Annotated in this window: 22 protein-coding genes; 6 read left to right on the top strand and 16 right to left on the bottom strand. The window is 66.9% G+C overall.

The window, feature by feature from the left end; all coding sequences use genetic code 11:
• Positions 1-17: 17 nt before the first annotated feature.
• From RMP08_RS02695 to RMP08_RS02660, 8 genes are all read right to left on the bottom strand, one after another.
• Positions 18-1439 carry a hypothetical protein gene (locus RMP08_RS02695; protein WP_310467435.1) on the bottom strand — a complete coding sequence of 474 codons (1422 nt, stop codon included), beginning with the start codon at positions 1437-1439 and terminating at the stop codon, positions 18-20.
• Positions 1436-2740 carry a glycosyltransferase gene (locus tag RMP08_RS02690; RefSeq protein ID WP_310467434.1) on the bottom strand — a complete coding sequence of 435 codons (1305 nt, stop codon included), beginning with the start codon at positions 2738-2740 and terminating at the stop codon, positions 1436-1438. Before RMP08_RS02690 ends, RMP08_RS02695 begins: the two co-directional genes overlap by 4 nt.
• On the bottom strand, positions 2737-4077 hold the full coding sequence (locus tag RMP08_RS02685; RefSeq protein WP_310467433.1) for a lipopolysaccharide biosynthesis protein: 1341 nt from the start codon (positions 4075-4077) through the stop codon (positions 2737-2739). The genes RMP08_RS02690 and RMP08_RS02685 overlap by 4 nt, the downstream gene beginning before the upstream one ends.
• Entirely contained in the window at positions 4074-5075 is a 1002-nt protein-coding gene (locus tag RMP08_RS02680; RefSeq protein ID WP_310467432.1) for a hypothetical protein, read from the bottom strand. The genes RMP08_RS02685 and RMP08_RS02680 overlap by 4 nt, the downstream gene beginning before the upstream one ends.
• 3 nt (positions 5076-5078) lie before the next feature.
• Positions 5079-6257: a glycosyltransferase gene (locus RMP08_RS02675; RefSeq protein WP_310467431.1), complete on the bottom strand. Its 1179-nt coding sequence runs from the start codon at positions 6255-6257 to the stop codon at positions 5079-5081.
• Positions 6258-6261: 4 nt separating this feature from the next.
• Positions 6262-8505: a polysaccharide biosynthesis tyrosine autokinase gene (locus RMP08_RS02670; protein ID WP_310467430.1), complete on the bottom strand. Its 2244-nt coding sequence runs from the start codon at positions 8503-8505 to the stop codon at positions 6262-6264.
• A gap of 24 nt (positions 8506-8529) precedes the next feature.
• A complete protein-coding gene (locus RMP08_RS02665) occupies positions 8530-9225 on the bottom strand; it encodes a polysaccharide biosynthesis/export family protein (protein WP_310467428.1) in 696 nt (231 codons plus the stop codon).
• Between the two features lie 78 nt (positions 9226-9303).
• On the bottom strand, positions 9304-11838 hold the full coding sequence (locus RMP08_RS02660) for an O-antigen ligase family protein (RefSeq protein ID WP_310467427.1): 2535 nt from the start codon (positions 11836-11838) through the stop codon (positions 9304-9306).
• Between the two features lie 152 nt (positions 11839-11990).
• Here RMP08_RS02660 and RMP08_RS02655 point away from each other — a divergent pair, with 152 nt between their 5' ends.
• Positions 11991-13058 (top strand): M48 family metallopeptidase, encoded by a 1068-nt coding sequence (locus RMP08_RS02655; RefSeq protein WP_310467425.1) that lies wholly within the window; start codon positions 11991-11993, stop codon positions 13056-13058.
• A 4-nt stretch (positions 13059-13062) separates the two neighbouring features.
• Here the strand turns inward: RMP08_RS02655 and RMP08_RS02650 are convergent, their stop codons facing one another.
• The 3 genes from RMP08_RS02650 to RMP08_RS02640 all read right to left on the bottom strand — a co-directional run bounded on the left by RMP08_RS02650 (position 13063) and on the right by RMP08_RS02640 (position 15873).
• On the bottom strand, positions 13063-13347 hold the full coding sequence (locus RMP08_RS02650; RefSeq protein ID WP_310467424.1) for a hypothetical protein: 285 nt from the start codon (positions 13345-13347) through the stop codon (positions 13063-13065).
• A 126-nt stretch (positions 13348-13473) separates the two neighbouring features.
• Positions 13474-14304 (bottom strand): J domain-containing protein, encoded by an 831-nt coding sequence (locus RMP08_RS02645; protein WP_310467423.1) that lies wholly within the window; start codon positions 14302-14304, stop codon positions 13474-13476.
• 132 nt (positions 14305-14436) lie between these two features.
• Positions 14437-15873, bottom strand: a complete 1437-nt coding sequence (locus RMP08_RS02640; RefSeq protein WP_310467422.1) for a sugar transferase — start codon at positions 15871-15873, stop codon at positions 14437-14439.
• Positions 15874-16087: 214 nt separating this feature from the next.
• Here RMP08_RS02640 and RMP08_RS02635 point away from each other — a divergent pair, with 214 nt between their 5' ends.
• Complete coding sequence (locus RMP08_RS02635) at positions 16088-16456, top strand: hypothetical protein (RefSeq protein WP_310467421.1); 369 nt, start codon at positions 16088-16090, stop codon at positions 16454-16456.
• A 69-nt stretch (positions 16457-16525) separates the two neighbouring features.
• Here RMP08_RS02635 and RMP08_RS02630 read toward each other — a convergent pair whose 3' ends face one another.
• The 3 genes from RMP08_RS02630 to RMP08_RS02620 all read right to left on the bottom strand — a co-directional run bounded on the left by RMP08_RS02630 (position 16526) and on the right by RMP08_RS02620 (position 18077).
• A complete protein-coding gene (locus tag RMP08_RS02630) occupies positions 16526-17008 on the bottom strand; it encodes a hypothetical protein (RefSeq protein ID WP_310467420.1) in 483 nt (160 codons plus the stop codon).
• A 76-nt stretch (positions 17009-17084) separates the two neighbouring features.
• The gene (locus RMP08_RS02625) at positions 17085-17462 is read right to left on the bottom strand and encodes a surface-adhesin E family protein (protein ID WP_310467419.1); all 378 of its coding nucleotides are present in this window, start codon (positions 17460-17462) and stop codon (positions 17085-17087) included.
• A gap of 72 nt (positions 17463-17534) precedes the next feature.
• Positions 17535-18077, bottom strand: a complete 543-nt coding sequence (locus RMP08_RS02620) for a CAP domain-containing protein (RefSeq protein WP_310467418.1) — start codon at positions 18075-18077, stop codon at positions 17535-17537.
• A 350-nt stretch (positions 18078-18427) separates the two neighbouring features.
• Here RMP08_RS02620 and RMP08_RS02615 point away from each other — a divergent pair, with 350 nt between their 5' ends.
• Positions 18428-19126: an FkbM family methyltransferase gene (locus tag RMP08_RS02615; RefSeq protein ID WP_310467417.1), complete on the top strand. Its 699-nt coding sequence runs from the start codon at positions 18428-18430 to the stop codon at positions 19124-19126.
• 24 nt (positions 19127-19150) lie between these two features.
• On the opposite strand, the gene RMP08_RS02610 is transcribed toward RMP08_RS02615, so the two are convergent.
• Complete coding sequence (locus tag RMP08_RS02610; protein WP_310467416.1) at positions 19151-20464, bottom strand: DnaJ domain-containing protein; 1314 nt, start codon at positions 20462-20464, stop codon at positions 19151-19153.
• A 150-nt stretch (positions 20465-20614) separates the two neighbouring features.
• Between RMP08_RS02610 and RMP08_RS02605 the strand changes: the two genes are divergently transcribed.
• Both RMP08_RS02605 and RMP08_RS02600 read left to right on the top strand, forming a co-directional pair.
• Positions 20615-21796, top strand: coding sequence for a CDP-glycerol glycerophosphotransferase family protein (locus tag RMP08_RS02605; protein ID WP_310467415.1), 1182 nt, complete (start codon positions 20615-20617; stop codon positions 21794-21796).
• A gap of 36 nt (positions 21797-21832) precedes the next feature.
• The gene (locus RMP08_RS02600) at positions 21833-22267 is read left to right on the top strand and encodes an adenylyltransferase/cytidyltransferase family protein (RefSeq protein ID WP_310467414.1); all 435 of its coding nucleotides are present in this window, start codon (positions 21833-21835) and stop codon (positions 22265-22267) included.
• Positions 22268-22304: 37 nt separating this feature from the next.
• Here RMP08_RS02600 and RMP08_RS02595 read toward each other — a convergent pair whose 3' ends face one another.
• Positions 22305-23564: a hypothetical protein gene (locus RMP08_RS02595; protein ID WP_310467413.1), complete on the bottom strand. Its 1260-nt coding sequence runs from the start codon at positions 23562-23564 to the stop codon at positions 22305-22307.
• Positions 23565-23891: 327 nt separating this feature from the next.
• On the opposite strand from RMP08_RS02595, the gene RMP08_RS02590 reads away from it, so the two are divergent.
• On the top strand, positions 23892-25366 hold a 1475-nt coding region (locus tag RMP08_RS02590), incomplete at its 3' end, for a calcium-binding protein (RefSeq protein WP_310467412.1).

Genomic DNA, 25366 nt, shown 5'->3' with positions numbered 1-25366 from the left:
GAGAAACCGCAGTTTGATCACCTGTCGGCGCCCCGCCAGAGCCGATGCCCGGCGTCGGCGGCGGGCGCCGTGTGCCGCTTCGCGGCGTGTTGGCGGGAAGCCGGGACCGGGCGGGAAGTGTGCGGCGCCGGTGAAACTCCTTGGCCGTTCGCGGCCAGCTGCAACCCCGCCAGGCGGCGGCGCATCAAGTCATTCGCGACGACGCAGCCGAGGAAAGCACCGACGGCGATCCACTCGCCGAGGAACGGGTGGCCGGCATCGCCCGACAACCACACCCGGAACAGCGGCAGGATCGGCAGCGGCGCGATCCACTCGAACGCGATCGGGATGACCCAGCGGTCCGGCCGCGCCGCGACCGCTGCAATCAGCATCACCCAGCGCGCGATCAGCGCCACGTAAAACAGCACCACCAGGACAAACGCCCCGATGCCGGCATGGACCCACGCCGCCAGGAACAGATTGTGGATGACGTGGCCGTCGACCTCGAAATAACCGGTGCCGGTGACCGGCTCCTTTTCGATCTGGGCCAAAGCGAGCTGGAATTGCTCGACCCGCGACGCCGCCGAATAATCGTCAAAGGTGAACCGCGTGCTCAACGCGTCCGATGCACCTTCGGTCGGCAGGATCATCACGATGGTGATGAGGATCAGGAGCAGCGCACCGAACTTGAGGACGAACAGCGGGAAGTTATGCACCGGCCGGATCAGCGCGCCGATGCCGGTCGCCATCACCATGCTGAGACCCGCGACGATCAGCACCGATCGCGTGTTCAACATGATCAGCAACGCCATGGCGAAGCCGAGGAAGGCGATGCCCGCGATGTCGCGCGGCGGATTGGCGGAACCGCCGCGGAACAGCAGCGCGAGCACCAGTAGGGACACCGCCGTGGCGTTCTTGGTCGAGGCGCTGAGGGTTACGTCGCCAGTCGGATCGAGGGCGTTGAAGACGCCGCGGAAGAACGAGAACATGACGAAATTGAAGTCGCCGGCGAGGAAGCGCGAAACGGCGTCGGCCCAGCTCAGGCCGATCTTGCGCGCCAGCAATTCCATGGCGGCGACGAACACTGCCAGACCGACCACCGCGCCGATCCGGAATATGTGCGGCAGGCGGCGGCTGGTCGCGATGCAGCCCGCGAACGCGACCGTCCCGACCAGGAAGAAGATCTGGCGCGGCGCCATCCCCTCGACCGGCGATCCGCGCAACACGATGCTGGTCAGCGCCAGATACACCGCGAACGGAACCAGCCAGAGCGCGTTGTCGCGAACGAACTTGGCGCAGGCGGCGAGCTTACGCGGCCCCGATGCTGCGAACAGGATCACCAGGCCCAACGCCAGATAAGGCAGCTTGATCGCCAGCGGCCCGGACGAGCCGAAGGCGACCCAATGCACGCACAAGGTGGCGAGCAGGATCGTCGCCGGATTGAAAATGGCCGCAATCATTGAATTGCCTCGCTCAGCTGCGGCGCCGGGCCTCGCTGTTTCCGGTCGATCGCGCTGGTGTAGATTTCGATCAGGCGCGAGGTGTACTCGGCTTGCCCCGGCAAGCCTTGGCCACGCGTGAAAGCGCCTTCGCTGTAGGCTGCCGTCAGCTCATCCGACCGCAGACGGCTCAGTGCGGCGGCCCACGCCTGGACGTCGCCCGCCGGCACAAGCTCGCCACTGATGCCGTGCTCGAGCAGCGACGCCGCGACGCAGCTGCGCGATACGAGGACCGGCAGGCCGATGCGCAGCGCGTCCGCCACGACCAGGCCGTAGGTTTCATACCACAGGCTGGGGAACACGAGGCAGCGTGCCCGCTGCATCCACGCCGCGAGTTCGTCCTGGCCAAGCCAGCCGAGCATTTGCGCCTGTGGGTTGGCGCTGAGGACCGCGTCGCGTTCCTCGCCGTCCCCGCAAAACGCGATCGGCACGCCGGCGTCAGCCGCCGCCCGCGCCGCCACTACCGCGCCCTTTTCGGGCGAAAGCCGGCCGACGAACAAATAGGTTTGGTTGTGCTCGGCGGCCATGCGCTGGGCCGGCCGCGGCCCGGCCGGGTTGGGCAGGAAGTGCCAGTTCGCTTGGGGCGGCACGTACGGGCCCATGATGTCCAGTTGCTCGGGCGCCAAATAGATGATCTCGCGCAAGTCGCGGGGCATGCGCCCGGCGTTCCACAGCACCGCCTGGCGCGCTGCGCGCCACAATTTGTGATGGTAGCCGCGAGCGTCGCAATTGGTCGCGAGGCACTGCGCGCCAAGCGCGCGCAGCCGGCAGATCGCGCCGGTCTGGTAATTGTAGAAACCGCCATTGGGGCACGCCAGGAAATATTCGTGCAGCGTGTAGACGTGCGCCGCTTGCGAGCCCGTGACGACGGGACCGATGCTGGGCGACAGCGCCTTGGCCCAGCCGTGGACGTGGATCGCGGTGGTGGCGAGATCGAGCGACGCGAGGCAATCGCCGAGCGTGCGCGCGGCCGCGGCGTTCCAGATGCCGGTCACCGCGGCGCGGGACCGCGACGGGTCGGACAATATGTCGTGGCTCCCGGCCAGGTGGCAGGCAATGCCGGCGGCAACCAGGCGCTCGTCGAGCGGCCCCCGGCCGGCAACGAAATGGACGTCGAGCCCGCGCAGCTTGAGCTGCAGCGCCGACTCGATCGCCACTTGCGACTGGCCGCCGTTGACCCACCCGAAATCGTTGAGGATCACGACCGCGGACAGCGTGCCGCGCTGCGGTTCGAACTGGTCGGGGGAGGACAGGATATTCACGACGCCCCCGCCGCATCGAGCCCGGGTTGCAGCGCCTCGGCAGGCACGCGTCCGCGCGCCCGGAACAGGCTGGCCGCGGTCATCACCGCGAGACGGAACAGCGATGCGCCGACAATCGCGTAACCGGCGCCGAGCAGGCCAGCGCGGGGGACAAGTATGGCCAGCAGGAGCGCGCACACGATGACCGTCGCGAGTTCGCGCACGAGCAGGAAATTGAACCGGCGCTCGGCGTGCAGCTGGCTGTGCGGCACCATGCTGAACAGCTTCGCGCTAACCGCCACCATGACCAGCACCAGCAGCTCGTGCGCGGCGCCGAACGCGGCTCCGAAGAACGTCCGCAGGATCCATTCGCCAGCAAAGTACGCCAGGCCCAGGCCGGCGACCGAACATACCGCCGCAAGCGCGAAGATCGCCAATTTGCTGCTGCGCAGCTCGTGCTCGGCATTGGCATGACGGAGGCGGGCAAAGCGGTTGACCAGCATCTGCGAAATCGACCCGGCGAGCACGGTCCCGGCCTGCTGGAAGTAATTGACCACCGTCAGCAGGCCAACCGCGGACAGCCCAAGCGACCGCTCCACGGCCATCCGCGGCAAACTGACCAGCAGCGAGTTGAGCAGGTAGCTCGCGCCGAGCGGCGCGGTCTCCCGCGTCAGTCGCGCCAGCCGCACCACGCGCGCGCTCGGCATCACCACGCGGCCCGAAGCCATCCGGCTTGCCCGCGGATAATCGACCAGCAGCGCGACCATGCTCCACACCAGCAGCTGGGCGGTGAACGCGAGCCCCGTCGAGAAGCCGAGCAGCAGCATGCCGACGAACGCCGGCACCGTGACCGCGCCGCGGAACACCAGCGAGGCGGCGAGCCGGTCGACGCGGCCGAATTGCTGGTACGTCCCGTAAGCGAGATTGCTGACCGCCTCGAAAATCTTGGCAAGCGCGACGATCACCACGATCTGCAGCGCGCCGCCGCTGGCGAGCAGCAGGCCGGTCGCGATCGAGGCTGCCGCCGCGACCGTGGCGGAAAATGCCGTCAGCCCGGCGTATTCGGCGAATGAATAGCGTTGCGTGACATCGCTCGCCTGGCTGCTCTTCCCGGCCATGTTGGCGAACATGAAGAACGGCGTGGTGAGGGCCAGCGCCACCCCGAATTCGCCGACCGCTTCCGGCCCTCTCAGGCGGGCCAGCGCGGCGAGGATGATCATCTGCGTCAGCAAATAGCCGAACTGGCCGCCGACCGCGTAGAGGATCGACGAGCCGAGGCGCAATTTGTTGTGCGCGCGCGGGTCCCCGCCGGCGGCCGGGCTTGCCGGTTGCGACAGATGCTCGGCGGGCTGCGTCACCGGCCCACCGGCTGCGCCGCGGCAGCCCCCGCCTGGTCGAGTCCGGCGACCGCTGCCGGCGCCGCGACAGGCTGCCGTTCCGCCACTGCACCGGCCTGTCCGCGCGGTACGGGATGGCGCCACTTGGTCAGATCCAGCCCGAACTCCCGCTCGAGCTCGTCGATCATCGGCGCGAAGCGCGCGGCAAGCATTCGTTCGCACTCGACGTCGCGGTCCGCGCTGGCCGGACGGCGCGTGTTGATCGCCCGATAGGCCTTGCGCAGGAGCGGATAGATCCTGCCGCGCGGCAAATGCGCGCGGAGACGAATGTTGAGGCTCTGGAGCAGCGCGCTGCGCGCAACATAGGTCGAGTTTTCGATCGGAAACTCATACGAGTCATAGAAGCCCGGGTCGATGCCCATGCGCCCGGCCAGGCGCTGCATGACCCGGCGGCTGTCGTCGACGAGGTCCTCGAACAGGACGATCTCGAGGCGCTCGGCGCCCGCGGCCGCGGTCCAGCGGCGCAGGTGATCACTGTACCACGCGTTGGCGAGCGCGTTTTCGGCCAGCTCGTTGCCGCGAAATGCGGCGTGGCCGGCATCGACCGCCGCGATGAAGTCGCCAAACGGCATGTCGGCCGGAATCCAGCTCCAATTCTGCTGGAAATAGGCATGCAGCGATCGCAGCTGGGCAACGGGCTCGCGCAGCACGACGATGAAGGACGGCTTGCCCGGAAGCTTGGGCAGCTCTTGCAAGGCGGTATCCGAATAGATGTAGCTCGGCGTTGCCTCGAGGATGACGGCCGACGACGGGTCGCAATGAGCGAACAGCGCTTCGTACCCGGCAAGGCCGTGGTTGCGCACGTTGGAGTCGGAACTGAACATGTGGGTGCCCGGATCGACGAAATAATAGGTTTCCTTGTTCTCCGACCCCGCGGCGCGGGGATGGTCGGCGAGCCAGCGGAACAGCGAGCTGGTCGAGGCCTTGGGCACGCCGATGATGATCCAGTTGGGCAACATCGCTTACCCTTGCGCCCCCGGGGCGAGCGCACCGCGGTCGCCGATTGGTGCCGCGGCCGTCCGGCCACAGTGGGCTTGCGTGAGGACGTGGGCGTAGGTGTCTCCGATCAAGGCATTCATGCGATCCGCCATGAACTGCGTTTCCCACCGCTTGCGGGCGGCGGGGCCGAGGTCGGCGAGCTGCTGGCGGGTCAGGCTGCCCAGCAGCACGCCGAGCGCATCGGGGTCATCGAGCTTGAAGATGAAGCCGGTGGCGCCGTTCTCGACCACCTCGGGCAGCGCGCCGCGATCGCTGGCGATGACCGGCACGCCGGCCCTCATCGCTTCGATGGCGACCAGGCCGAACGCCTCCCAGCGCGACGGCATCACCACCGCGTCGACGTTGGCCAGCAGGGCGGTAATCTCGCTCCGCTTGAGCCAGCCGTGGCAGGTAATGTTGTCGCCCGCGACCGCCGAGCCGCGCCCGGCAGGCGCGAGGATGCGGTCTCCCACGATATCGAACTGGATATGGCTGAGGGGGAAGCGGCGAACGGCATCGAGCAGGATGTCGAGGCCCTTCTGACGGTCGTGCCGGCCGATGAACGCGATGCGCAAGGGACCGGAGCGAACCGGCCGTTGGAGCGGCGGTGCCGAGCCGATGCCGTTGGCGACGACCCGCATCTTGTCGAGCGGCAGGCCGAACTGGGCGCCGAGCTCGAATTCGGAGCGGCTGTTGACGAGGATCGTGTCGGTGGCGCGTGCCAGCCGGCGCTCGAGGAACGCGTAGCCCGCTTTCTTGGCCGGCGAAATGTCCATCCCGAAGGCCCAGCCGTGGGGGCAGTAGACGATGTGCGGCCGCGCCGACCGCATGGCGAGCAGGCTGCGCACGATTGCCCCGGCGAACGACGAATGGAGGTGGACGACATTGGGCTTAAAGCGCGCAATCGCGGCGTCCGCCTGCCGTGCGAAATCGACCAGCGCCGCCGGCCGCCGGGAGGCCGACTTGAAGCAGATCAGTTGCGCAGGGTCGAGCCGGGCGAAGCGCGGGGCGTGCGCCGGGACGACGAACGCGACATTGGACCGCCCGAACTGCTCCTTTTGGTAGTCGGCAAGTTCTTCCAGATAGGACGCAATGCCCCCGGCGAACGCCTGCGCCACGTGGAGCACGCGGGGGCGTTCCGCCGGGGTCGCACTGGCGCCCACCGAGTCACGCGGCTTGCGGAGCTGTCGAGCCCGGCCCGGCCTCGCCGTCTTTGAAATCGCCGTAGCCATAATAATCCAGCAGGTAGCTCGAGCCGAAGTCGGCCTTGGCGACGTCGAACTTGACGAGCACGGCACCGATGATGTGGCCGCGCGCCGCGTTGAGCCGGCGCACCGCGCCGTCGATCGCGCCGCGTTGCGACTTGTTGGCTTCGATCACCAGCAAGGTGCCGTCGACAATCGACGCCAGGCGCGGCGCATCGGCAAGGCCCAGAACCGGCGGGCTGTCGATGATGATCTGGTCGTATTGTTCGCCCAGATACCGCAGCAACGTGCGAATGCCGGCGCCCGACACGAGCTCGGCCGGACTGGGCGGCTTGGGTCCCGCGGGGATGAACGACAGGCCCGGCGTATCGGTCTCGTGAATGATCGATTCGACGAGGATCTGGCCGGTCAGGAAGCTGCTCAAGCCCGGGTCCTGGCGCAAGTTCAACAGCCGGTGCAGCGACGGGCGGCGCATGTCCGCGTCGATCAGCAGCACCTTGCGCCCGGCCTTCGCCGCGTCGCGCGCCATCACCAGCGCGGTGGTCGACTTGCCCTCGCCCGGCCGGCTGCTGGTCACCAGCATGGTCTTGGGGGTCCCGGCTTCGGTCGACAGCTCGACCGACGCTCGAATGCCCTGATAGGCCTCGGAGATGTGCGAGCCGGGGTCGGCCAGTTCGGCCGCCGTGACGGCCCCGCCGGTGACCCGCGGCACATGCCCGAGCAGCGGCACGCCGAACCGCTCTTCGACCTGGTCGGGTGCGCGGACGCCATCCTGGAACAGCTCGCGGATGAGTACCACCGCCGCCGCCGCGAACAGGCCGAGCAGCATGGCAATCGTCAGATTGACGAACGGCCGCGGGGAAATCGGCAGCAGTGGCGGCTCCGCGCGATCGATGATCGAAATGTTGTTCGAGGTGGCACCGGCTTCGGCGCTGACTTCCTTATAGCGCTGGAGCAGCCCGTTATAGAGCTCGCGGTTGGTATCCACCTCGCGCTTCAGGATATTGTAGCGGATGCCCAGCTGTTGCTCGGCCAGCGTCGCGCCCTTCAACTGGCTGACGGTTCCCGCCAGCTGCGCTTCCTGGTTGACGGTGATGTCGTACTGGTTGCGGATCGAATTGCGAATGCCCGAGGCGAGCGTCGAGATCTGCCGGTCGAGTTCGCGGATCGCCGCCGCGGCCTGCTTGACCGAGGGGTGGTCCGGCATGCGCCGCTGCAGCTCCTGCTCGTACAGCGACTGCAGTTCCGCGCGACGCTGGGTCATCTGCTGGATGGCCGAGTTGCCGAGCACTTCCGGCAAGTTCATGGTCGGGGTGGCCGACGCCGCGCGCCACCGGCCCTCGGCCTGGATGCGCGCCGCCCGAGTTGCCGCGAGCGACTGGTTGAGGTCGATCAAATTGGCGCTGGTGAGCGAGCGCGGCGCGCTGTTGTTGGGGTTGTTGGGGTCGCCGCCGCCGGCGCTGGGATCGACCAGCCCGACCGAGCGGGCATAGCCGAGCAAGGCGCGCTCGGAATCTTCCAGCCGCACCTTGGTCAGCTGGAGCTGCTTCTGAAGGAAATCCTTGGAGTAGGTCGAGGTGTCGAAATGCCGCTGGAGATTGCCCGAAATGAGGTTCTGGACGTAGCGGTTGGCAACCCTCGCGGCGAGCTTGGGATCGCTGCTGTCGAAGCTGACCGGAACCACCCGCGTGTTGCGCGGCAAGGAAACCACCAGATTGTCCTTGAGCGCGCCGATCACCTGTTCGCCCTTGATACCGGCCTTGGGCTCCACGCCCTGCGCCGCGAGGAAGGCGGTCCCCTTGTCCAGCGCGAGGTCGGCGGCGACCCGCTCCGCCAGCGCCCTGCTGCGCAGGATGTCGATCTGGGTCTGCAGCAACCGGTCGGTTTCCTGCGCCCCGCCGACGGCCTGGAAATCCTCCGTGCCGAGCACCTTGATCGGCTGGTTGTTGATCTCGACGCTGGCCGTCGCGCGGTAGGTCGGATCGGTGAGGAACAAGCTGAGCAGGCCAAGCACGACGCTGGCCGCCAGGATGAGCGCGATGAGCAGGCGGTTGCGCCACACCGCCGACCAGATTTTGCGCAGGTCGAACGAGTCGGCCGGCTCCGGGCCGTACATGAACTGCGGGGTGAGCGGGTTCGCGCTCTCCGCCAGAGCCGGCAACCGGTTGCCGGGCCCCTCGAGTGCATCTTGATGTGTCGCGTTCATGATCGAGCTCCTTGGGCGCTCAAATTACAATACGGGTCGGAAGACGTTGAGCAGCGGCGCGGCGGTCCGCACGTTGCGCCAGAAGCGCCCGGCGGCCGAATAGCCGACCACCACCAGGTCGTTGCCCTGGATCACCGGGTCATCGGATTCCCCGCGGCGAATGCTGGCAACGTCGAATACCGCGCCCATGCGCTGCCCGTTGACGTTGCGGAAAACGACGATCTGGTTGAGCGACGCCACTTCGGTTTCGCCCTTGGCCATCGAGATTACGTCGAGCAGCGTGGTCGGCCCGTTGAGCGGGTACACGCCGGGCTCGGCGACCTCGCCCTGGATCGACACTTTTTGGGACACCGAGGTCGAGACCGTCACGGTCACCTGCGGGTCCTTGAGATACTTCGCCGCGTACATCTGCTCCAGCTCGCGCGCGATCTGGGAGGCGGTCTTGCCTTTCGCCTCGACGCTGCCGACGAGCGGAAAAGCGACCCGTCCCGAGGCATCCACCTGCAGGCCCTTGGAGGACAGCTCGGGTTCCTGGAACACGGTGACGTCGAGCGCGTCGAGCGCGCCGATGCGGTAGTCGCTGGCGACCTGCCCCGCGGCCTCGCCCGCCGGAATGACTTTATAGGCATCCGACCCGGCCGAAAGATTGGGCCCGACCTGGCTGCCCGCGCCGCAACCGGCCAGGATCATCGCGACAATCGCCAGCACCGCATATTTCATCGGAAACCCCTCCGGATTCGACCGCTACTCAATCATAGCTGTAAACCGTTGGTATTCCAAAAATAACTATATTGGAGGTTAACCGCCGGTTGAAGCGAGCCTGATTGAGTCGATCCAAACATTGTCCACAGGCATGGCACCGGACGCCGTGAACGCCAGTCTCTGGATTGGACAGTCCCGTATTGGAACGGTGAATATAGCGCTGATTTGCTGCCAATTTCCGGTCGCAGCGACAGTCGCAGGGCGGCTCTGGCGGAGGCCCGAGCCGACGCACTGGAGTTCCCATTGCAGCACTGGCGAGGCGCCGCCGGGAGCGCGGGCCCGATAGGTAAACTCGTAACTGCCCGGCCGCAGGAGGAGCGTCTGCTGCACCACCAGCGGATGAGTCGGGGAGCGGACGTGGAGCGCCCGGCCGCCGGGCCCGGATCCGCCCTCGTCGACCGTCACCGCCGACCGGTTCCGGGCCGGGACATGCCAATAGGCCGGGAAGCCCGGCCCCCGGCGCGGGTCCGCGGCGTCGAAGCCGCCATTGGCGATAAGATTGCCGCCCGGGTGCAGCAGCGCCCATAGCCGCTGCGCCTGCTCGGTGTTGCCCTGGGCGAGGAGCGCTGCGAGCAACGGCTGCCCTTCGTCGATCGTGACCGGCGCCCGGCTCCTCCCGAGCAGCGCGACCAGCCGCAGCCAATTGTCGAACTGGGCCGGTGGCAGCTCGGCGCTGGCAGCGAACACCGTGGCCCGCCAGTCGGGCCGGCGCGCGAGCTGCTGCGCAAGCAGCGGCACGAACTGGGTGCCCGGCGGCGTGTCGAGCAGCAGGCTGGTGGCCGGCGCGACCAGGGCTTGCTGGCGGAACAAGGCCTCGGCCCGCTGGAGCGCCTTGGCCGGTTCGGCCGAACGCCTGGCGGCGTCGATCGCCCACAATTGCGTGTATGGGTCGCGCCAGCCGAGCACGACCGCCAATTGCATCACGCCATTGCCGGATCCCGCCGCGCCCTGGGAGAGGCGGGCGAGGCCGATCGAGCGAATGGCGGACGCGCTGATCGGCGACAGGCGAGCCGCCGCATAGCCGTGGGCGAGCGCGTCGCCGGGCTGGTTGCGAAGCAGGGCGCGCGTGGCCAGGCGTTCATGGGCTTCGGTCGACCACCCGGCCCACCTCAGGGCGGCCTGGGATTGCCCGGCGCGCAGGGCATGGCTCGACATTCCGGCCTGGACGACCACGACCAGCAAAGCGCCGACGATCGCCAGGCCGGCGACCCAGCCGTAGCGCCCGACCGTGGCTAGCCGCGGACGGTTTGCAGCGGCCGCCGCCGCGGGCGATCCGGCGCCTCGCGATGGCATCAGCAGCGCGCCGCACAAAGCGAACAGCGCCGACAGCGCGGGCATCCGCACCGGGTAATCGACGACCGAGGCCGCGAGCAGAATCACGAGTCCGGTCGCGGCGGCGATCGTCACCGGTTTTTGCGCGGGCCGCGCCTGGGCGCGAAGCGCGCCATAGGCCGCGATCGCCAGCAACCCGAGGACGGCGACGAGCAGGAGGATCGCCGGCACGCCCCCGTCGAGCATGATTTCGAGGTAATCGTTATGCGCGTGATTGGTGAGCTTGGGCACCACCGCGTCCAGGCTCTCGGCGGATTTGTACACCGGAATGAAGGTCCCGAACCCGGTTCCGGCCAGCCCGTAATAATCGAGCGCCCACTGGATGTCCGTCCAGTAATCGAGCCGCGGGTCGTCGAACCCGGCGAAGCGCGCTACGACCCGGTCGAAGCGGTCGCTGGCAACCAGCGGGATCGCCAGCGCCGCGATGCCGCCCGCCGCCGCCGTCACCAGGGTCCAGCGGGCGCGGCCGTAGAACAACAAGGCCAGCGACGCCGCGAGCGCCAGCGGCAAGAGCACGAACCCCATCCGCGACGTCGTGCCGAGGACGCCGGTCACCAGCACGACCACGGCGGCCGCACTGGCCGCGATCCACGGCGCCTGGGGCATGCCGCGGACGATCTGGCTGGCCGCCAGCGCCGCCGCGACGGGCATGGCAACGAGCAGCAAAGCGGCATTATGGTTGCGGTTGACGAACAGCCCCGTCGCGTGCCCGGTGTGCCCGGAGGGATAAGGCGTCAGCCACCCGCCGGTCGCCACCTGCACGATGCCCAGCAACGCGCTGGCCAGGGCCACGGCCACCACCACCCACAGCAACTGGGCGCGGTCGCTGCGGCGCAGGAACAACGACCCGGTGAACACCACCGCGGCGGGCAATAATGTGACGAACGACCTGACAGTCCGCTCGACGTCCAGGCTCAGCGGCCGCCACTGCGCGGCGCCGAGCAGCGCGTCGAGATCGGCCGGCACCGCGCGCCCCGACAGACTGGTCCAGATCGGTGGCGGTAACGGGATCAACTGCAGCAGCGGAAGCGCGAGGATCGCACCGACCAGCCCCAGCGCGACCCAGGTCAGTCGCGGGAAGCGCCACTCGCGCGGTGTAGATATCAGGTAGGCGGCAACCGCCAGGGCCGCGATCTGCAAGCACAGGTTCAGCCGCGGGAACGACAGCCCCGACCCCCCCAGCGCGAGCGACAGGGCAAGAAGGATTCCGATCGCCTTCAGGTCACGATTGATCGTCATGGCTTCCCCCCGCTACCGCAACTTTGCCGCCCCCGCCCCGGTCCTGGCCTGACGCCAGGCGGGGCTCACTCCCCGGGCACCGTGGCCGACTTAAAACTAACGGCTTGGTAACCTCTGTCACGCACAACCACCGCTTCACCAGGAGCGGTACCATGGGCACGTCCTTCGGCAAGATCGTAATCGCGGCGGTCGCCTTGGCGACCGTGCCATTGAGCTCGCCGGCCGCGGCAAAACCGGTCTCGATCCGGACCCTGGCCGCGCAGGAAGTCCGCCTGGCAGCGATTGCCTACCGCATCGCGGCGGCGAACAGCGATCTGTGCGGCGCAGGCGAGATGACCACCGGCATGGTCCTCCACGACCTGACGCGATACGATCGCTCGATCCGGCCTGCGGTGGCGCGGGCGTTTTCGGTCAACCGCGGCTTCGGCGTGCTCGCCATTGTCCCGGGGAGTGTCGCGGCGGAGGCCGGCCTGCGCGTCGACGACGAGATCCTGTCGGTCGGCCGGTTCAGCGTCGAGGATCCTGCCGCCCATCAACGCGCCAAGTCGTTCCAGCGCATGGACCAGTTCCACTCAATCGTGAACGCCGCGCTGAAGCGGGGCGACACATCGCTTGTCATTCGCCGCGCCGGCAGCCTGATCCGCCTGCCACTGCGCGCCCAACCAGGCTGCGGCGGCAAGCTCACCATCATGACATCGTCGGCCTTGAACGCCTGGGCCGACGGCCGGAATATCCTGGTCACGACCGGCATGGCGAAGTTCTCACGCAACGACGACGAAATGTCGTTCGTCATCGCGCACGAGATGGCCCACAACATTTTGGGCCATGCTCTTGGCGGTGCCGGCGCGAAGGGGATCCTGGGGTTCTCGAGCGTCAAGCGCGACGAGATCGAGGCGGACCGTTTCGCCGTTCGCCTGATGGCCAAGGCCGGCTTCGAGCCCGGCGGCAGCCAGTCGTTCCTGGAGCATGCGCGGCGCCGGATGTGGTGGAGCTTCTCGCTTGACCACCCGGGTTTCGGTCGGCGGATAGCGACGGTGCAGGCGGCCCGGCGGATGGCGCGACTCGATGCGGACCCCGGTCGCAGCGCCCCAGCAATTGCGGCGTTGTCCCCGATTGAACGGCCCCAACCTGCGGTCGCTTATGATGCCCCCGCGATCCGGACTGGCACGACGCGGGCGTTTGCCAGCGGCGGCCCGGGATGGACGCTGGAAACGATGTGACCGCTTAAGCGGGGCTCACCACATCGTCGTCGTCGTCATCGTCGTCATCGTCGCCGATCAGGGCCCCGACGCCGCCGGCGGCGAGCAGCGGGAGAAGCAGCGGCAGTCCGAACAAGCTGCGGCGAGCCGCGGCGGGCACGACAGACTCCGCGACGACATCCAACGGGGCTACAGCGGCCACGTCATCCATGATGGGCAGCACTGGTACGCAATCGGTCGGCCTGACCTGCGCGGCCGCGGGCGCGCTGATAAGGGAGATGCCGGCAATCGCTGAGACTATCTTTTTCATTAACCTGCACTCCGTAGACTCGGAATTAACGCGTAACTTACTCATTTCAGTAACGTTGTCTACAAGCTTCTGTTCCTGTCCCGTTATGAACCAGTTTTCTGGACGATTCCTGTGCCCGGCAGCCCTCTAGCTCCCTTTTTGGAGGGATGGCCCGGGCCGCAGCGGCACTTCTCCACCCGGCGGTCTGAGTTCCTCGAGGCTGTGCATCAGGCCCCGGAAGGCCATCTCCCGCAAGCTGATCAAGCGCGATTCGCCGGCCCTGCCATAGTCTGACATTGCTTCGCGATGGCGGTTGTCGAACACGCCATCGGCAAAATAGGCGGGCAAGGCCGGCGATCCCGGGACTTTTTGCCAGTACAGGAAGGCGACATCGAACAGGACGCAGGCATCGGCGAGCCCGGGTTGGGGCTGCCGGGCGGAGAGTGCGAAGCAGCGCCGGCTGAACTGCTCCGCGCGGTCGGCCGGCAGTGTCCGGGCAAGCTCGGCCATGCGCTTCGTCGTTGAGGGACTTGGCAGCGCTGTCCTCGGCTGCCTTGCCGATAAGCCCGGCCCGGACGTGATCCAGCCGCCGGCCCGCGCGGCCAAGGCCTGGGTATCCTGCTTAAAGGTTGGATTGAGGAACAGCGCAAAGACGCTGAGGCCGACCAGGCTGGCCAGCAGCACCGCTTCCGTTGCCCGCCGCGAACTGCGCGGGAGCGGCTGGTCGCGCATCGCCAGGACCGCCGTCGGGGAGTGGCCTTGCAGTGCGCGGTCGTACTCGGTCCGGGTCGCCGGGTTCCTGAGTATCGCGTAACAGCCATTGAGGACCGAGACGAAATCCGCGGCACGGCGTGCGCGGGGCGCGGTGTCCGGATGATAGCGCTTCATCAGCGCCAAATACGCCGCCCGGATTTCGTGCGCGGTCGCGGTGCGGCTGACACCCAGGATTTCGTAATGGTCCGGCGGTTTGTCGGTCACGCCGGGCTTACCGCCAAGCCGTCGTCGGCACCGTGCCGAAGCTTGCGCGACGGCTTGCGATCAGGCGCGCGGGTGCGGGAGACAGGGGGTCGGTGGCTAGCGCTGCAACCGCGACCCTCGCCTGGTCCCGGATTAGAACGCCCGCGGATGGACGAGCACAAGAAACGTCCCCGCCATGATCTTGAGATCGCGCCAAATCGTCCAGCCGATGACGTATTCGAGGTCGCATTGCAGCCGGTTGGTGAGGTCGTCCCGGTGGTCCGTGGCACCCCGGAAACCGCGCACCTGGGCGAGGCCGGTGATGCCCGGCTTGATCGCATGCCGCTGGAAATAGCGGCGGTCGATCTGCCAGAACAGGGCGTCCTCGGCGGTCGATCCGATCGCGTGCGGACGCGGGCCGACGATGCTCATCTCGCCCGACAGCACATTGAACAACTGCGGCAACTCGTCGAGGCTGGTGCGCCGGATGAACCGGCCCACCACGGTCACCCGCTCATCGTTGCGGGCCGTCGAGAGCGACCCGCCATGATCGGCGAACTCGGCACGCATGCTGCGGAATTTGAGCAGATTGAACATGCGGTTGTTCTGCCCGACGCGCGGTTGCCGGAAGAATATCGGGCCGGGCGATTCCAGTTTGAGCGCGACGGCGACGATCACCATGACCGGGGCGAGCAACACCAGTGCAGTTGTCGCGACGACGATGTCCACGGCCCGCTTCAACGCGCGGTCGCCAAGCAGCATGGGGCGGCTGCTGATCACCAGTGTCGGTTCGCCGTGCAGCATTCTCAGCTCGACAGCGCCGAGCCGCGACAGTTCGGGCATCAGCACTTCGACGTCGACCGCGCAGCCCTGAAGCGAGTACGACCATTGGCGCCTGCGCTCGGGCGGACAGGCCAGGACGACGCTGTCGAAGCGCTCGAGCATTTCGCCGAGGCGATGGCGGATCAGGGGGTCGTCCTCGCCCGGCGTGATGCCGAGCTGGTCGGCAAACACGATGCAGTCGCCGCGGTTGGGCGTGACCGAAACGCTGTCGGCGATCACCAGCCTGGTGCGAAACGTCCAATGGTGCTTATGTCCCAGATACTGGCCGATGTTCCAGCGCACCAGCGCAAGCGTGCCGAGCGAGGTCAGCATTCCCAAGCCAAAGATCACACGCGAAAACTGGTTGCTCCACTTGAGCGAGAAGAGCAGCGCGATCGCGACCGCGCAGGCATACAGCAGCGCCCGCATCGAGCGGCGAATGCCGAGCGACGGCCGTTCGAGCGACTCGAGCGAATAGGCGCCGTTGTGGCTTGCCAGCACGACGAACATCGGCAGCACCACCGCCAGCGTGCGCAGGCCCTGCTCCTCGATCGGCGAGCCGAACCGGATGGCACCCGCCGCGGTGAACCCGAACAGGATGCACAGGCAGTCGATGGCGAAGATCAGTGCCAGGAAGCTGACCCGATTGTGTTCCGCCGACCGGGCAAACGGCATGGTGCCAGCGAGCAGCCGAACGCCGGCGTCATCGTTGCCGGCGAAGAGCGCCTTTGAACGCGCCCTAGCCCCTGTCGCCGAAAGCTTGTTCATCCGAGCATTAACCTATGATTGTCGCATCGTTGTAATACGCTGGGTTAACGATGTGCAACCCATTGTGGGTAACTGCGTGTGTTTGTCCCAGAACGGGACTGCCCTTCCAAGATCCCGCTTAAGCCCACTTCGAGGTTGACTCCGGGAACATGACAGCGGAGTAGTTTGTTTAATTATCGTTAACCAGGTAACCTAATCGGAAGGGAATGCTGGCATGGTTTTCAGGTTAGCAGCGGCGCTGGTCCCGCTCATGATTGCATCGGCCGCCTCGGCGCAGTGGGTTCCGGGCAGCGAGATCACCGGCCAACAGGTCCAGGTGCAAACCAACGGTGTCACCAACATCATCACGTTCGAGCCCAACGGGGTGGCGCGGATCAGCTCGCCATCGGGCGCCAAGGTGGTTCCGGCGACATGGACCGCGGCCAACGGCGAGCTTTGCCTGACCACGGCGGGGACCTTCGACTGTTATGCCTACACCGCCCCGTTCCAGGCCGGCCAGCCGGTCGACCTGTTGAGCAGGTGCGCGGTGCGGTCGCGTTGGCTGCCCTCGGCCGTGACCTTGCCGCCGGGCGAACGCGGCTAGGCTCGCGCCGACCGGCGGACGCAATTCCAGCGCACGACGGTTAAGTTATGCGCTGCTCTCGCCTGACGTTTAGAGAATTAGCGCGGCGGCCCCTGCCCACAGCAGCGCCGAAGCGGCAATCGCCACGCCCACGCCGCTCATCCGCGCCGGCCGTGCCGCGCTTGCCACTGCCGCGGCTTCCCCCTGCGGGTCGAAGTGAAGGCGCGGCGGCAACCCCTCGGCCGCCGTCGCCGGGCGTGACTTCAGCAGTGTTGCGCTGAGCGCGGGACTGGACAGCGGACGCTCGAACTCGCAGCCGGAATGAGCCCTGCAATTCCAGATTAGCCGTGCCGCGACCGGATCATTGAGGAGGCGCAGGTGAATGCGCGTGCCGATTGCCGGCGACCCCGCCGCCTCCATTACAAACCCGGACCGGGAGAGGTTGTGGATGATCACGTCCGTCCAGCATCCCGGAGATATCTCCGCCTGGACCTCGAGGCAGAGCCGGCGGCGCGGTGACGCGCGGCGCTCGCGCAGGGCCGACTTCGAAGTACGTGCTGCAATGACCGGCATAACCACCTCAAATCGAGGCTTGCCGGATGGATGTTAAAGGATTGTTAAATCGGGTCGGCGGCGGAGTCGCGCCGCCTTACACGCAAACGATCGAGCGGACTTTTTCGGCGATGCTCTCGGGTGCGATCCCCATCCGCGCGGTGGGCTTTTTGTAGTTCATCACGATCTTGCCGCGCGCGCCATATTCCGCCCGGGAGCGCTCGACGAACGTGCGGCTGGCGCAATCGAACGACCACAGGATGCGCGCCTCTTTGGATTGCGAGCCCGCGGCCTTCGAGTAATCGCCCTTGATCCGCACCTGCGTCGAGTCCCCCGAGCGCCGCACGGAATCGCGGTCGTAGGAATAAGCGCGAACCTGGTCGCTTTCTCCGCAATTGGCGACGAATACCCAATTGGCCGCAAGCGAAGCCGACGGCACGGTCAGCGCGATCAGGAATGTAATGGTGCGACGCATAGGGCCCCCTCGCGCCAAGCTATCACGAGCACCGCCCGGTGCAATCGAAAACTGTTGCCCCGGCATCACCGGCTACCTGCGGGCAGCCATCTCCACCGCCGGGCGGACCGCCACTCCGTGGACGTTCCCGGCCGGCCAATAGCGACAGACGAGATAATGATTGCGGGCGTTGGTGGCCAATGCGCAGCCGACCCGCTGCGTGCCCGGCCACACCATCTGGGTGTAATGCCCGACGTCGTGCCAGTTGCCGGTCCGGCTGACCGCCGGGAAGGTGCCGGCGCGAAAGGCGCTTCGTTCCGCCGTCCAACCGCCGATCATGGCATCGACCGAGAAGGCGCCGCGCGTGCCCATCCACAGATTTTCTCCGGCCGCTCCGCGGCTGCGGGCACTGCTGTGCCGAAACGAATTGGTCATCGCCAGCTGCACCGCGTAGCGCGCCGCCGCGATCCCGAGCTGGTTATCCCATTGCAGCCTTGGCATGCCGGCCTGCGCCCGCGCCGCATTGTGGGCGGCGAGCACGCGGGCCGGGAAGAGCGCGCCGTCATCGACCACGCGCGCCAAGGCCGGCGCTGGCGCCGCCATCACGATTGCCGCCAGCACGCCGGCGGCCGCCACAGATCCCAACCTTGATTTCGGCATTGTCCCCCCGGCACCAATCGACCTTGCCCGGCGCGCCAACGCAAGGCCCCGGGCGTGGCCCGCAATGCCGGTGATCGCAATTCGGACTCGACTCGCCGTAAACCGCGGCAGCGAAATCCTAGTTTCCAATTTCTAGCGGTTCCGGCCACGCGGACGGTTGTCCGGTTTGAGGACGGCCGCAACCGGCCTGCTGGTTTACGGCGGTAGTTGCGCATAAGGATGCGGGAGAGGCGCGGTCATGCAGGAAGAACCCATTGGCATTCCATCACAAACGCTCGGCCGCGGCGGCCATCCGCGCGATCGCCAACCCGGCCAATTATTCAGGCGTGCTCAAAGTCCTGCGCAACTGCTCGCGGCCGCTCGACTTCCTCAACCGCTATGTGCGTAGCGCCGGCAGCTACCCGGCCACCTTTCGGATCCGGACCCCGACCCGGCCGGTCTCCATCACCGCGCACGTCCCGGACGACCTGCTGACCATCAACGAGATCTTTTTCCGCGGCGATTACGGCGACGACCGACGGGCGAAGGTGGTGGTCGATTTTGGCTCCAACATCGGGATTTCGGCCCTCTACTTCCTGTCGCGCAACGCGGACGCCTTTGTGTACTGCCACGAGCCACTGGCGCAGAATGTCGCTCGCCTGAAGGCGCAGCTGGCCGATTATGCCGAGCGTTACGAAATCCGCGAGGTCGCCGTTGCCGAGCAGGACGGCCCGGTGGAATTCGGATGGGAGCCGACCGGGCGCTACGGGGGCATTGGCCATTCCGAGCTCACCACGATCACCGTCGAGGGTCGCGACTCCAACGCGGTGCTCGCCGAGATCGTTGAACGTCACGGCCGGATCGACCTTTTGAAAATCGATATCGAGGGGCTCGAATACCGCTTGACCGCGCGAATTCCCGAGAGCCTCGCGCGGCAAATCGGCGTCATCGCGGTCGAGCAGCGCTTTCCCGACAATCCGTTGGCCGCCACGCACGCCATGTCCTACGCGCGGCCGATCACGACCTTGCGCCGTCACTCCGACTGACGTCGCAACCAACCGAAATCGGCGTCAGCGCGCCGCCTGCCCGTCGGCCATGATCGCCTGGACCGCCTGGATCCGGGTGAGATAGGCGCTGCGGACGCAGGATTCGCTGCGGCAGCCATCGCGGTAGGCGAGGAAACGCCGGTCGCCCTGGATCAGCTGGTTTCGCCGCGACGCCGGCGCCCGGGCGATCGAGTCGCCGTAGAGCGAGGCCAAACCCCGGTCGAGCACTGCCAGGCTGGCGCTGGTGCAGACGGTGTTCGCAGCCCAACTCTTCGCCGACCGGCAGCTGAAGCTGGTCCGTTGGTGCGTGGCGCGCAGCGGTTGCTCGGCACGCGCCGGCAGCACGCTCGCGGGCATCGGCTTCGGTGCCGACGCTTCCACCAGCAGCGGGCGCGGCGTGGCCACCGGCGGCAGGGGCGCCGCCGCCGCGAGCACCGGTGGCGGCGGCGGTTCAACCGCGGCGACCTGCCGGGACGGCGCCTGGGCGATCGTCGCAAGAAGCTCCACGACGTGCGCGGAAACGAATGTCAGCTCGCGCGCCTGCTCGCCCGGCTTACCGCGGGATGGATAGCCGACATTCCCCTCCAAATTGCGCCGCTCGCCCCATGCCTCGACGCCCGGCGGCAGCGCGAGGAAGATTTTCACGTTGCAGCTGGTCCGCGACCCCTGGCCGGTGGCAAGCGGCTGGCCGACGCGCAGGAAAGAATGCGCGGCGAGGTTGGCGAACGCGGCCTGGTCGCTGCCGCGAATCTGCGCGGCGCGGCGAAACAGTTCGCGCTTGATCAGAGCGGACGGCGCGGACGAAGAGCATGGGGGGTCCGGCGTCGCGCTGGCCAAGGTTGGAGCCAGGCTGCGCGCTGCCGCTGCGGGAGTGTTTTCATGGGCCCGCTCGGGCACTTGCGTGACGATCGGATAGGTTGGAACCATCACCCACACGAGCATGGCGAAGAACGCCGCTCCAGCAGGCGCCCAAAAATATGGCGCGCGCCGGCCGATCGCCGGGTGCTTCTTCAATTGTCGAAGGTATCGCGCGTGCCAATGCCGGGTGCGGCGGATCGGCTCGGGCCACCGTGGCAGCACGCGCCCGCGCGTCCGCTCGAGGTCGTAGCGCGCGCGCCGCGCCGCGACGCTCAGCACCGAGTACGCGGCCGTAATCGCGCGAACTTTCGCCGCAGCCTGGGGGGAGGGGTTCCGATCGGGATGGTAGAGGCGCATGAGTCCGACATACGCCGCGCGAATGGTCGCCCGGTCCGCTTGTGGGGAAACCCCCAGAATATCGTAGTGGTCTGTAGCCACGATCTCCCCGCGCGCCCGCACATTAGCCTTTTGCTGCACCACGGCATAGCCTGATGCCGCGACCCGCACTCCAGTAATGGGAATCGACGCGAACTATTGCGGCAGCTACGCCTTTACCGGAGCATGTCCTGCGGCTCAAGTTACGGCAATGGAAGGGATCGAGTTGCGTCGAGGTCGAGCCTGGTGGTGCACGTGAAGCAAGCGATGATTGCGGCGGCGCGCAGCGTCCTTGGCTGGTTGAACGCGGTCTTCCCGAAACAGCGCGGAAAGGTCGTCCTGGCCGGCTTCCCGGATGGCGAGGACAGCATATTGGAATTGACGCGGTGCCTGTCGGGACTGGACGGGATCGAGACCGTGCTGCTCCTCGACCAGGAAGGGCAAAACGCAAGCAGGTTCGGCGGCAATGTGACTATCTGCCGAAGGAGAAGCGTGCGGGGATTGTGGCACTTCCTGACAGCCCGCTACGTGTTTTTCACCCACGGGCTTTACCTCAGCCCGCATCCCCCGAAATCGCAGACGTGCGTCAATGTCTGGCACGGGATGCCGTTCAAGCGGATCGGCCACATGATCGGGCGTGTGCCGCCCAATTCGTCGCGCGTGATTGCGACGTCCCCGTTTTTCGCGCGGCTGGTCGCGCAGGCGTTCGACAAACCGGAGGGCGAGGTGTTGATCACCGGCATGCCGCGCAACGATGTGATGGTCCGCGCCGCGGCCAAGTCCGCCGAAATCAAGCGCGCGATGGGCATTAGCATGAGCGGCGGCGGACTGCCCCGATTGCTGCTGTGGCTGCCGACCTTCCGCCAGGGCGTTCGCGGAATCATCCGCACCGACGGCGTGTCGCACGACAGCATTTTCGGGATGGACGATATGGATGTCGCGGCCTTCGCGGCCCTGCTCGAGCAGCACAATTGCGTGTGCATTGCGAAGCCCCACCCGATGGCCGCCGAGTATGGCGATCGCCTGGAAGGCGAGCGGATCAGGATCTGGCGCGACGCGGATTTGTCCGCGCGCGGCCTGTCCTTGTACGACGTGGTGGGGGCCACCGACGTCCTGATCACCGACGCATCATCGGTCTACGTCGACTATCTGATCCTCGACCGGCCGGTGATCATCGCGTTCCCCGACATCGATGAATATAAGGCCACCAGGGGGTTTTCGGTGGATCCGGTCGAAGATTTTCTGGCGGGCCCGATCGTGCGGACCTTCGACCAGCTGTGCGAGTCGGTCACCGAGAGCCTGGACCGGGACTCCTACGCCCCGCGCCGCGAGCAAATCGGCAGCCTGTTCCACGCCGACCGCGACGGCGGCGCGACCGACCGGCTGATCGCGGCCGTCATCCCCGCTTGCAGGCCGGCCCCCTCTCGCGCAGGGTGAGCGACGACAGTAGCGATTGATGATTGGGGGCAATGCATGAGCGGCGAGGGCAAGGCGGTATTTGTATCCGGAGTGTTCGACCTGTTCCACCGCGGGCATGTGGAATTGTTCAAGCGCGCAGCGGCGCTCGGCGACCGGCTGTATGTCGGCGTCAACAGCGACGAGATGGTCGCCAAGTACAAACGGCGCCCGGTGTTTTGCGAAGAGGACCGGCTGGCCATCGTCAAGGCGATCCGCTGCGTGACCGACGCGGTGATCTACGATGCATTCGACCTCAAGCCGATGGTCGAGCGCTTCAAGCCGTCGTTCATGGTGCACGGCGACGACTGGCCGCGCGAGTCCTACCTCAAGCAGATCTGCATGACCGAGGATGATTTGGTCAAATACGGCGTCGAGCTGGTGTTCCTGCCCTACTGGCGCGGCACCAGCACGACATCGATCATGGACGATGTCGGCGGCCGCAAAACCTGATTGCTAGGGCGGCTGGGAACTCGGCCACCGGCTGCGGTCAGGGCGTGATTTTTACCACTGTGACATGATCGCCCACCGCGACCGTCACGCTGCGCACGGCGGCGTGGACGCTTTGGGCCACCGGGCTAAACGTGGGCGTATACACCTCGACCCGGCGCGCCGTCCGGGCGAGGCCGAGCTCGACCGGGATCGCGCCGACCGCGACGTCCCGGCCGGCGCGCAAATCGTAGCTGTCGACATCCTGGTAAATCGCCAACAGCGTGGTGCCATCGCGCTGCGCGAAGATCCACTGCTTGATCGCCATCGCGTCGTTGCCGACGGTAAGTGCGATCGGCGCCGCTGAAGGTCGCGATCCGGATTCGGCGAACACAGTGACCAGGTTGTGGAGCGCATCGAACGAGGTACGCGCGTTGAGCGTGCCGTCGAGCAGGCCGTGATAGCGGCGCGGCGATTGCCGGGCGTTGTCGAGCAGCGCGTAGATGAAGATCTTTTCGACCCCTTCGCCGAACAGGTCGAACAGGCCCCTGACCAAATATTTCGCCGCGGCCGCCTCGCTGATGTTGCCCTGCCCGTCCGCCCCAGGGCCGCGTACGGCATAGCCGAATTCGGTCGCCCACAACGGCCTGGTCGGAGCCACCACGCGGGCGTCGGCGACCGATCGGCGCAACGACCGCTCGATCCCGCGCCCGCCGGCCATCCCGCGGCTGGGCACCGCGGTCCACGTCGGGCGCCGGCCGCCGGTGTAATAATGCAGGCAGCCGCGATCGACCGCCGGCTCGAGATTGCCGAGCGCGAGATAGTCCTGGGGCAGCCGGCGCCAGATCGACGGGCCGATCAGGGGAATGCCGTCGAACGCCGGGTTGGCCCGCACGGTGCGGTGCAGCCAGTGCTGGAAGCCGCGCAATTGCGGCGCCCAATCGGGCGGCCGGCCACGATCGTTGAACTCGTTCGCGCTCTCGATGCCGCACAGGTTTTGCGCGCCCACTTCATTCGCGAGGAAATCCAGCGCGGCCTTGGTCGCTGGCAAATCGAACCGGCCCGCGACCACCTCGGGGACGGTCACGCAAATCTTGACGCCGCGGGCGAACAATTTGCGCAGGTCCTTCAACGCCGCCCGCGCAGCCGGTCCGGAACCGATTTTACCGCGCGTGAACTTGACCCCGGTATGGAGGAAGGCGGCCTCCCAATCGCTGTTGCCCCAGGCGGTGTCGCGCCAGTTGGGATGGGTGCAGATGCCCAGTGCATCGACGAACCGGCGCGCCTCGACGACGCGACCACCGTTTGCCGCATTGCCCATTGAGCAGGCGCCCAACCCGGCCAGCCCAACCCCTCCGGCGACAAAGCTGCGGCGTGTAACACCGATCATCCTGGGGTCCCCCCGGCCTGGCCCTCGACACGGCGGGCACCGGTATCCTCGGTCATGCGCGAAACGCGGACTCCGGCGGGGGGTGAGCCTGGCATAGGCCGACATTGCTAGCCCGCCCTCTGGACCGAGGGAAGTCGCCGCGAGCCACACAGTCCGCGACCCCCTCGCGAAGGCTTGGTGCTGATCTGGATCTGCGCTAAGAACAGCTCATTAACATTCTGTTAAATACGCTGTTGCCGGAAAGCGAAGGAGGTTCCGATGGCCCTTATCAATGGAACTGGCTCGGACGATGTCCTTGTGGGCACCCCGTCTATCGACGAGATCAATGGGTTGGGGGGCAATGACACGATCGACGGCGGCGACGGTGTCGACACCATCGATGGCGGCTCCGGCAACGACACGATCGATGGCGGCGACGGCGACGACTCAATTTTGGGCGGCACCGGGCTGGACATTATTGCCGGTGGAGAGGGCAACGACACGATCGATGGCGGCGAAGACGATGACATCATCACCGGCTACGATGGGGCCGACATCCTCACCGGCGGTCTGGGTCATGACGACATCGACGCCGGTGCGGGCAACGATAGCGTTGACGCAGGCGCGGGTGTCGACACGGTCAATGGCGGCTCGGGCAGCGACAACCTCGACGGCGGAGCCGACAACGACACCATTCACGGCGGCACCGGCGCCGACGAGGTAATTGGCGGCACCGGCAATGACCTGCTGTTCGGAGACGATGGCGCTGACAACCTTACGGGAGGGGATGGCGACGATCAGCTGTTCGGCGGCATCGGTAACGACAATTTCAACGCCGGCGACGGGAACGATGTCATGGACGGCGGCGAGGGCGACGACTTCGTCGGCTCTGACGGCGACGGCGACGACATTACCCGCGGCGGCGCGGGCAATGATTCTATCAACAGTTTCAACGGCAACGACACAATCTACGGGGGTGTCGGTGACGACACGATCGCCAGCAATGCCGGCAATGACATCGTCTATGGCGATGACCCTAACCTGCCCGGTCAAGGCGGCAATGACGTAATCCTCGGAGCGGGCGTCGGCAACGACTATTACGACGGCGGCGTCGGGGATGATTCGATTAGCGAATTGGGCGCCGGCGACGACATTCTTCGGGGTGGCGAGGGCAACGATACGCTCAGCGAAACCAATGGCACCAACCAGCTCTTCGGGGATGCCGGCGACGACAGCCTCAGTGGCGGCAGCGGGAGCGACACGTTGTCCGGCGGCACCGGCAACGACACGCTGGACGGCAACGGCGGCATCGACATCGCGGATTACACGTCCGCGCTGGCCGGCGTGACAGTCGATCTCGCTGTGCTCATAGGCCAGAACACCTTTGGCGCGGGAATCGACACGCTATCCGAAATCGAGGCCGTGCGCGGCTCCAATTTCGCCGACACGCTGTCCGGCGATGCGGGCAACAACACGTTCAACGGGGTCAACGGCAACGACATCCTGCGCGGCGCCGACGGCAACGACAATTTGATCGGCGGGGAGGGCGCCGACGCGCTCGACGGCGGGCTCGGCAACGACCTGCTCAACGGCGGCAACGGCATCGACGTTGCGACCTATTCGGCGGCAAGCGCGGCGGTCACCGTCAACCTGGCGCTGGCCACATCGCAGAACACGCTCGGCGCCGGGTTCGACACGCTTACGGCAGTCGAGAATCTGATCGGCTCGGCGTTCGCCGACACGCTGACCGGCAA

Source organism: Sphingomonas sp. (genome assembly GCF_031426035.1).
GTDB lineage: Bacteria > Pseudomonadota > Alphaproteobacteria > Sphingomonadales > Sphingomonadaceae > Sphingomicrobium.
Note: the sequence above shows the minus strand (reverse complement) of the source record. Positions and strands in the feature narration are given on the sequence as shown.

What these genes read in the sequence shown, in the direction of transcription:
- RMP08_RS02655 (WP_310467425.1), top strand. Translation starts at nt 11,991, where the DNA reads ATGGGCACGTCCTTCGGCAAGATCGTAATCGCGGCGGTCGCCTTGGCG.
- RMP08_RS02635 (WP_310467421.1), top strand. Translation starts at nt 16,088, where the DNA reads ATGGTTTTCAGGTTAGCAGCGGCGCTGGTCCCGCTCATGATTGCATCG.
- RMP08_RS02695 (WP_310467435.1), bottom strand. Translation starts at nt 1,439, where the DNA reads ATGATTGCGGCCATTTTCAATCCGGCGACGATCCTGCTCGCCACCTTG.
- RMP08_RS02650 (WP_310467424.1), bottom strand. Translation starts at nt 13,347, where the DNA reads ATGAAAAAGATAGTCTCAGCGATTGCCGGCATCTCCCTTATCAGCGCG.
- RMP08_RS02640 (WP_310467422.1), bottom strand. Translation starts at nt 15,873, where the DNA reads ATGAACAAGCTTTCGGCGACAGGGGCTAGGGCGCGTTCAAAGGCGCTC.
- RMP08_RS02680 (WP_310467432.1), bottom strand. Translation starts at nt 5,075, where the DNA reads ATGTTGCCCAACTGGATCATCATCGGCGTGCCCAAGGCCTCGACCAGC.
- RMP08_RS02660 (WP_310467427.1), bottom strand. Translation starts at nt 11,838, where the DNA reads ATGACGATCAATCGTGACCTGAAGGCGATCGGAATCCTTCTTGCCCTG.
- RMP08_RS02630 (WP_310467420.1), bottom strand. Translation starts at nt 17,008, where the DNA reads ATGCCGGTCATTGCAGCACGTACTTCGAAGTCGGCCCTGCGCGAGCGC.
- RMP08_RS02625 (WP_310467419.1), bottom strand. Translation starts at nt 17,462, where the DNA reads ATGCGTCGCACCATTACATTCCTGATCGCGCTGACCGTGCCGTCGGCT.
- RMP08_RS02665 (WP_310467428.1), bottom strand. Translation starts at nt 9,225, where the DNA reads ATGAAATATGCGGTGCTGGCGATTGTCGCGATGATCCTGGCCGGTTGC.
- RMP08_RS02600 (WP_310467414.1), top strand. Translation starts at nt 21,833, where the DNA reads ATGAGCGGCGAGGGCAAGGCGGTATTTGTATCCGGAGTGTTCGACCTG.
- RMP08_RS02595 (WP_310467413.1), bottom strand. Translation starts at nt 23,564, where the DNA reads ATGGGCAATGCGGCAAACGGTGGTCGCGTCGTCGAGGCGCGCCGGTTC.
- RMP08_RS02670 (WP_310467430.1), bottom strand. Translation starts at nt 8,505, where the DNA reads ATGAACGCGACACATCAAGATGCACTCGAGGGGCCCGGCAACCGGTTG.